The 6,800-nt window shown below is 74.8% G+C and carries 4 protein-coding genes and 2 pseudogenes; 5 read left to right on the forward strand and 1 reads right to left on the reverse strand.

The features are described from left to right. Positions 1 to 636: pseudogene (locus HMPREF3099_RS10330) on the reverse strand (Rossmann fold nucleotide-binding protein); the annotation flags it as partial. A gap of 63 nt (positions 637 to 699) precedes the next feature. Here HMPREF3099_RS10330 and pta point away from each other — a divergent pair. The 5 genes and pseudogenes from pta to HMPREF3099_RS10355 all read left to right on the forward strand — a co-directional run. Next, entirely contained in the window at positions 700 to 2,826 is a 2,127-nt protein-coding gene (gene pta / locus HMPREF3099_RS10335; RefSeq protein ID WP_070705886.1) for a phosphate acetyltransferase, read from the forward strand. Next, positions 2,823 to 4,007: an acetate/propionate family kinase gene (locus HMPREF3099_RS10340; RefSeq protein ID WP_070705887.1), complete on the forward strand. Its 1,185-nt coding sequence runs from the start codon at positions 2,823 to 2,825 to the stop codon at positions 4,005 to 4,007. Before pta ends, HMPREF3099_RS10340 begins: the two co-directional genes overlap by 4 nt. 5 nt (positions 4,008 to 4,012) lie before the next feature. After that, on the forward strand, positions 4,013 to 5,515 hold the full coding sequence (locus HMPREF3099_RS10345; protein WP_083323709.1) for an NAD-dependent succinate-semialdehyde dehydrogenase: 1,503 nt from the start codon (positions 4,013 to 4,015) through the stop codon (positions 5,513 to 5,515). A gap of 181 nt (positions 5,516 to 5,696) precedes the next feature. Further along, complete coding sequence (locus HMPREF3099_RS10350; RefSeq protein WP_070705888.1) at positions 5,697 to 6,542, forward strand: GH25 family lysozyme; 846 nt, start codon at positions 5,697 to 5,699, stop codon at positions 6,540 to 6,542. A 42-nt stretch (positions 6,543 to 6,584) separates the two neighbouring features. After that, positions 6,585 to 6,800 (forward strand): annotated as a pseudogene (locus HMPREF3099_RS10355) (1-deoxy-D-xylulose-5-phosphate reductoisomerase); the annotation flags it as partial.

The raw sequence follows: 6,800 nt of genomic DNA on the forward strand, positions 1-6,800 counted from the left end.
GCCGCCGCCGGTGAGCACCAGGTGCCCGGCCCGCGCGAGCTCGTGGCCCAGGGCCGCGGCCTCGGCGTACCCGGGGGTGCCGCGCTGCAGGGCGTGCCCGCCCATGACCCCCACCACGCTGTGGCCGGCCAGGTCGTCCACGAGGGCGTCCACCACCGTGTCGTCGTGGATGGCGCGCAGCACCGAGACGTAGGGGTCCCCCTCGAGGCGCTCGGTGCGGAACCACGCGTGGGCGCGCCCGTCCGGGGTGGCCGCGTACCCGTGGGCGTCGAGGCCGGCGTAGAGCTCCTCGGCGGTGTAGGTGCACCCGCGGTAGGGGTGCACCGGCGCCTCGGGGGCGGGTGGGAAGACGATGGCCCCGGCGGCCAGCAGGTGGTCGCGCACCGGGGTGGGAACCTGCCCGCCGAAGAGCACCACGCCCGCGAGGGCCGCCGGGGGCAGGGCGAGCAGCCGGTCGGCCACCGGGCGCAGGTCGAGACCCTGCAGGGCCACCCGGTCGAGGCTGTCCCGCCCGGCCTCCACGCGGTCCAGCAGGCGCTCCAGCGAGGCGGTGGTGGCCACCTCGCGGGCCGGGGTCACCGGGTGCTCCCGGTGGCCGGCGAGGGGGACGGCGGGCAGGTGGCCGGCGGTGCTCATGCCCCGACCGTAGCCCGCACCCCCGGGCCGGAGCAGGCCCTGCGTGCTGGCAGAGTTGGGCCCATGAACGCCCGCACCGTCATGGTCGCCTCCCCGGAGGGCAGCACCGGCAAGTCCGCCGTCGCCCTGGCCCTCGTCGACGCCGCCGTCGGACTGGTCGAGCGGGTCGGGGTCTTCCGCCCCGTCGCCCGCGCCGAGGACCGCGACGCCGACCCCATCCTCCAGGCCCTGCTCACCCGGGCGGGGTCCTCCGTGTCGCCGGCCGACGCGGTGGGCGTCACCTACGAGAAGGTGCACGCCGACGAGGAGGCGGCCCTGGCCCAGGTGCTCACGGCCTACCACCGGCTGGCCGACGAGTGCGACCTGGTCGTCGTGCTCGGGTCGGACTTCACCGACGTCACGGGCCCCACCGAGTTCTCCTTCAACGCCCGCGTGGCGGCCAACCTCGCGGCCCCGATGGTGCTCGTGGTGCACGGGCAGGACCGCACGCCCGAGCAGGTGCGCACCGTGGTGGAGGTGTGCGTCCACGAGGCCGAGGCCCAGCACGCGGACGTGCTCGGCGTGGTGGTCAACCGGGTCACCGGCGGGGAGTCCGAGGCCGATGCCGTGGCCGCCGGCGCCGCGGGGATCACGCGGTCGTCCGGGGGCGAGGTGCCCCTGCTGGGCGCCGTGCCGGACCTGCCGCTGCTCTCGGCGCCCACCGTGCGCGACGTGATGGCCGCCGTGGAGGGCACCCTGCTGTGGGGCGACGAGGCCGCCCTGGACCGGGAGGTCGAGGACGTGCTCGTGGGCGGCATGAACCCCGAGCACATCCTGGAGCGTCTCGCCGACGGCCAGCTGTGCATCGCCGCCAGCGACCGTGTGGAGATCCTGCTGACCCTCATCGCGGCGCACACCTCCGAGGGCTTCCCGACCCTCAGCGCCGTGGTGCTCAACGGCGGCTTCGAGGTGAGCGAGCAGGTGCGGGCGCTGGTGCAGGGCCTCAACCTGCGGCTGCCCGTCATCGAGACCGCGGGCAACACCTACGAGACCGCCCGGGCCGCCGCGGGGGCACGCGGCCTGCTGGGGCAGGGGAGTGGCCGCAAGACCGCCGCCGCGCTGGCCCTGGTGGGCGGGCGCCTGGACGCCCGGGGGGTGCTGGAGCAGCTCGACGTGCGGCCCACCTCGGCCGTGACGCCGCTGATCTTCCAGCACCAGCTCGTGGAACGCGCCGCCGCCAGCCGCCGCCACCTCGTGCTCCCCGAGGGCGGGGACGACCGCATCCTGCGCGCCGCCGGCCGGGTGCTCACCCGCGACCTGGTGGACCTGACCGTGCTCGGCGACGTGGACGCGATGACGGCCCGTGCCCGCGAGCTGGGCGTGGACCTCTCCCGCGCCACCCTGCGCGACCCGGCCTCGGACCCCGATGCCGAACGTCTCGCCGAGCTCTACACCGAGCTGCGGAAGCACAAGGGCATGACCCTGGCCACCGCGCGGACGGTGGTCACCGACCCCAACACCTTCGGCACCCTGCTGGTGCGCGACGGGCAGTGCGACGGCATGGTCAGCGGTGCCGCCCACACGACGGCCGACACGATCCGCCCGGCCTTCCAGGTCATCGGCACCGCCCCGGGCAGCACGGAGGTCTCCAGCTGCTTCCTCATGTGTCTGGCCGACCGCGTGCTCGTCTTCGCCGACTGCGCGGTCATCCCCGAGCCCACGAGCGACGAGCTCGCCGGCATCGCGGTGGCCAGCGCCGCCACGGCCCGCGCCTTCGGCATCGAGCCGCGGGTGGCCATGCTCAGCTACTCCACCGGCGAGTCCGGCTCCGGCAAGGAGGTGGAGAAGGTGCGCGCGGCCACCGAGCGGGTGCGCGAGCTGGCCCCCGACCTGCCGGTGGCCGGGCCCATCCAGTACGACGCCGCGGTGGAGCCCTCCGTGGCCGCCTCCAAGATGCCGGACTCCGACGTGGCCGGCCGGGCCACGGTGCTGGTCTTCCCAGACCTCAACACCGGCAACAACACCTACAAGGCCGTGCAGCGCATGGCCGGGGCGCTCGCCGTGGGCCCGCTGCTGCAGGGCCTGGCCAGCCCGGTGAACGACCTCTCGCGCGGGGCGCTGGAGGACGACATCGTCAACACCATCCTCATGACCGCCGTGCAGGCGGCCACCACCCAGACCACCCCGTCCACCGCAGGGAGCCCCTCGTGAGCGCACTCGTCATCAACGCCGGCTCCTCGTCGGTGAAGTTCCAGGTCCTCGACCCCGGGTCCGGCCAGGTGCACGCCAAGGGCCTGGTGGAGCGCATCGGCGAGCCGTCCGGTGAGGCCACGCTCGTGCTGCGCGGCGAGGAGTCCGGGGTGCAGCAGCCCTTCACCGACCACACCGAGGCCCTCGGCTGGGTGCTCGACCGGCTGGGGGAGGGCGGCCTGCTGGAGGAGGTCGAGGTGGTGGGCCACCGCGTCGTCCACGGCGGCCGCCGCTTCACCGCACCGGTGCTCCTCGACGACGCCGTGGTGGAGGTGGTGCGCGAGCTCTCCCCGCTGGCGCCGCTGCACAACCCCGCCAACGTGCTGGGCATCGAGGCCGCCCGCCAACACCTGCCGCAGGTGCCGCACGTGGGTGTCTTCGACACCGCCTTCTTCGCCGACCTGCCGGCCGAGGCACGCACCTACGCCCTGGACGCCGAGGTGGCCGAGCGCCACCGCATCGCCCGGTACGGCTTCCACGGCACGAGCCACGACTACGTCTCCGAACGCGCCGCGCGCGACCTGGGCCGCTCCCGCGAGGACCTGCGCACGGTGGTGCTCCACCTGGGCAACGGGGCGTCGGCCTCGGCGGTGCGCTACGGCCGGCCCGTGGACACGACCATGGGCATGACGCCCTTGGAGGGCCTGGTCATGGGCACCCGGACCGGCGATCTCGACCCCGGCGTCATCCTCCACCTGCAACGTCAGGGCATGAGCGCCGGCGAGGTCGACGAGCTGCTCAACCGTCGCAGCGGCCTCAAGGGCATGACCGGCACGGGCGACATGCGCGAGGTGCGCGCCGCGGCCACCGCCGGCGACGAGCGGGCCCGGCTGGCCCTCGACGTCTCCCTGCACCGCCTGGTGCGCTACGTGGGGGCCTTCCACGCCGTGATGGGCGGCCTGGACGCGCTGGTCTTCACCGCCGGCGTCGGGGAGAACAACGTGGAGCTGCGCGCCGAGCTCTGCGAGCGGCTGGCCGCACTGGGGGTGGTGCTCGACGAGCAGGCCAACGCCACGGTGCCGCGGGGTACGGCCGGCTCCACCGTCGTCTCCGCGCCGGAGTCGTCGGTGGCGGTGCTGGTGACCCCCACCAACGAGGAGCTCGCCATCGCGCGCGCGGCCCAGGAGGCAGTGGCAGGCTGAGGGGCATGACCTCCCACGCAGACCTGCAGCAGCGCCTCCACGACCTCGCACCCGCCTCCTGGACCGGCCTGTACGTCGGCGGGGCGTGGCGCGAGGCCACCGGCGGCGGGACCTTCGCCGTCACCGACCCCAGCGACGGCACCGTCCTGCGCGAGGTGGCCGACGCCACCGTCGAGGACGGCGTGGCCGCCCTGGACGCCGCGGTGGGGGCCGCGGCCGACTGGGCAGCGACCCCGGCCCGGGAGCGCTCGGACGTGCTCTGCCGCGCCTTCGACCTGCTCACCGAGCGCACCGAGGACGTCGCCGCCCTCATGACGCTGGAGATGGGCAAGTCCCTCGAGGAGTCCCGCGGCGAGGTGGCCTACGGCGCCGAGTTCCTGCGCTGGTTCTCCGAGGAGGCGGTGCGCCTGGAGGGCCGCATGGTGCCTGCCCCCGCCGGCGGGTCCACCATCCTCACCCGCCGCAAGCCGGTGGGGCCGGTGTACGCCATCACCCCGTGGAACTTCCCGCTGGCCATGGGCACCCGCAAGGTGGGCCCGGCGCTCGCGGCAGGCTGCACGGTGGTGCTCAAGCCCGCCGAGGCCACGCCGTTCACCGCGATGCTGCTCGTGGACGTGCTCGCCGAGGCGGGTGTGCCGGCGGGCGTGGTCAACCTCGTGACCACCGCCGACGCGAAGGCGGTGTCCTCCCGCATCATCACCGACCCGCGGCTGCGCAAGCTGACTTTCACCGGGTCCACCCCGGTGGGCACCTCCCTGCAGGAGCAGGCGGCCCCGGGCCTGCTGCGCACGTCCATGGAGCTCGGCGGCAACGCGCCGTTCGTGGTGCTCGACGACGCCGACCTGGACGCCGCGGTGGAGGGTGCGATGGCGGCCAAGTTCCGCAACATCGGGCAGGCCTGCACGGCGGCCAACCGCTTCGTGGTGCAGCGCGGCGTGGCCGAGGAGTTCACCCGCCGCCTGGCCGAGGCGGCCGCGGCCCGGCGGGTCGGGCGCGGGGGCGACGAGGGCACGGACCTGGGCCCCCTGGTCGATGCCGACGCCCTGGCCAAGGTGACCGAGCTCGTCACCGACGCGCTGGACCGCGGTGCCACCGTGGCCACCGGCGGCCCCGAGGCCAGCGCGGCGCTGCGCGCCGACCTGCCCGAGGGCGGCAGCTGGTACGCGCCCACCGTGCTGGCCGACGTGCCGGCCGGGGCGCGCCTCCTGGCCGAGGAGGTCTTCGGCCCGGTGGCGCCGGTGCACGTGGTGGACACCGAGGAGGAGGCGCTGGCGGCGGCCAACGACACCGAGTTCGGCCTCGTCGGCTTCGTCTACTCCCGTGACGTCTCGCGGCTCATGCGCTTCTCGGCGGGCCTGCAGACCGGCATGGTCGGGCTCAACATGGGCGTGGTCTCCCAGCCCGCGGCACCCTTCGGCGGCGTGAAGCACTCCGGCCTGGGGCGCGAGGGCGGTCACGAGGGCGTGGAGGAGTATCTCGACACGCAGTACCTCGGCCTGGCCGACTGAGAGTGGTGCGGCGCGGGGGGCCCAAACGCCCTGCGGCGGTGACCGGTACACGGTGGTCGGTCAGTTTTCGGTCAAGGAACCCGGGCGCCTCTGGACGGGTGGGGCGGGCCTCCCTAGCCTGCCCGACGGTGCCCGGGTGCCCGGGCCCGCACGCCCCGACCCCTCACCAGGACGCGCACTCATGTCTCGTACCCGCACGCTCGCTGCTGCCACCCTCCTGCTCGCCGCCCTCTCCGCACCGGCCGTCGCCAGCGGCACCGGCGACGCCGCCCCGGACGACCTCCCCACCTCGGGGGAGGGCGCCACGATGGGCTCCACCCTCCCCGTCGAGGAGCCCGGTTCCGTCACCGCCTTCGGTCGCGCCCCCATCGACCCGGTGGCCGAGCTCACCCACGGCCCCTACGGCGTGGACACGAGTGGCCACACCACCATCGAGGACTGGCAGTGGTTCACCGACCACTCGGCCCAGTTCGTGTGGATCAAGGCCACCGAGGGCACCTACCTGGCCACCGACTCCTTCAGCGACCAGTGGAAGGGCGCCACCGAGCAGGGGATGCTCCGGGGCAGCTACCACTTCGCCAACCCGGAGGTCTCCTCCGGACGCCAGCAGGCCGAGTACTTCGTGGCCCACCGCGGCGGCTGGAGCCCGGACGGCCGCACCCTGCCTGGCGCGCTGGACATGGAGTACAACCCCTACGGCCCGGTCTGCTACGGCAAGTCCCAGGCCGAGATGGCCGCCTGGGCCCGGGACTTCATCACCCGCTACGAGGAGCTCACCGGGGTCAAGCCGGTCGTCTACACCAACGCCCACTGGTGGAACACCTGCGTGGGCACGGCCGACTTCTCGGACGTGAAGCTCTGGCTGGCCCGCTACTCCAGCGCCCCCGGCATCGCGCCCAAGTCGTGGTCGATGCACGGCGCCACCCACACCATCTGGCAGGCCTACCCCGTGGACGCCCACGGGTACGACGTGAACCGCGTGCACGGCGACCGCGCCGACCTGGAGCGGCTGGCGCGCCGGGGCTGAGCACCCGCTGGGACCCCGGGGGTGGGCCGTACGCTGGCGCCCATGTCTCCGCGCCGCGTCACGCTCCTGGGGTCCACCGGCTCCATCGGCACCCAGGCCCTGCAGGTCGTCGACCAGAACCCCGGACGCTTCACCGTCCACGGGCTGGCGGCCGGCGGCAGCGACCTGGCCCTCCTGGCCCGCCAGGTGGTGACGGCCCGTCCCGAGGTGGTGGCCCTCGCCCGGGGCACCGAGGCCGAGCTGCGCGCCGCCCTGGCC

The sequence above is a fragment of the Kytococcus sp. HMSC28H12 genome, from assembly GCF_001816045.1.
Classification (GTDB): Bacteria; Actinomycetota; Actinomycetes; order Actinomycetales; family Dermatophilaceae; genus Kytococcus; species Kytococcus schroeteri.

Excerpts from the sequence above, each read along its gene's own strand:
- HMPREF3099_RS10345 (WP_083323709.1), top strand. The coding sequence starts at position 4,013 with ATGACCTCCCACGCAGACCTGCAGCAGCGCCTCCACGACCTCGCACCC.
- HMPREF3099_RS10350 (WP_070705888.1), top strand. The coding sequence starts at position 5,697 with ATGTCTCGTACCCGCACGCTCGCTGCTGCCACCCTCCTGCTCGCCGCC.
- pta (WP_070705886.1), top strand. The coding sequence starts at position 700 with ATGAACGCCCGCACCGTCATGGTCGCCTCCCCGGAGGGCAGCACCGGC.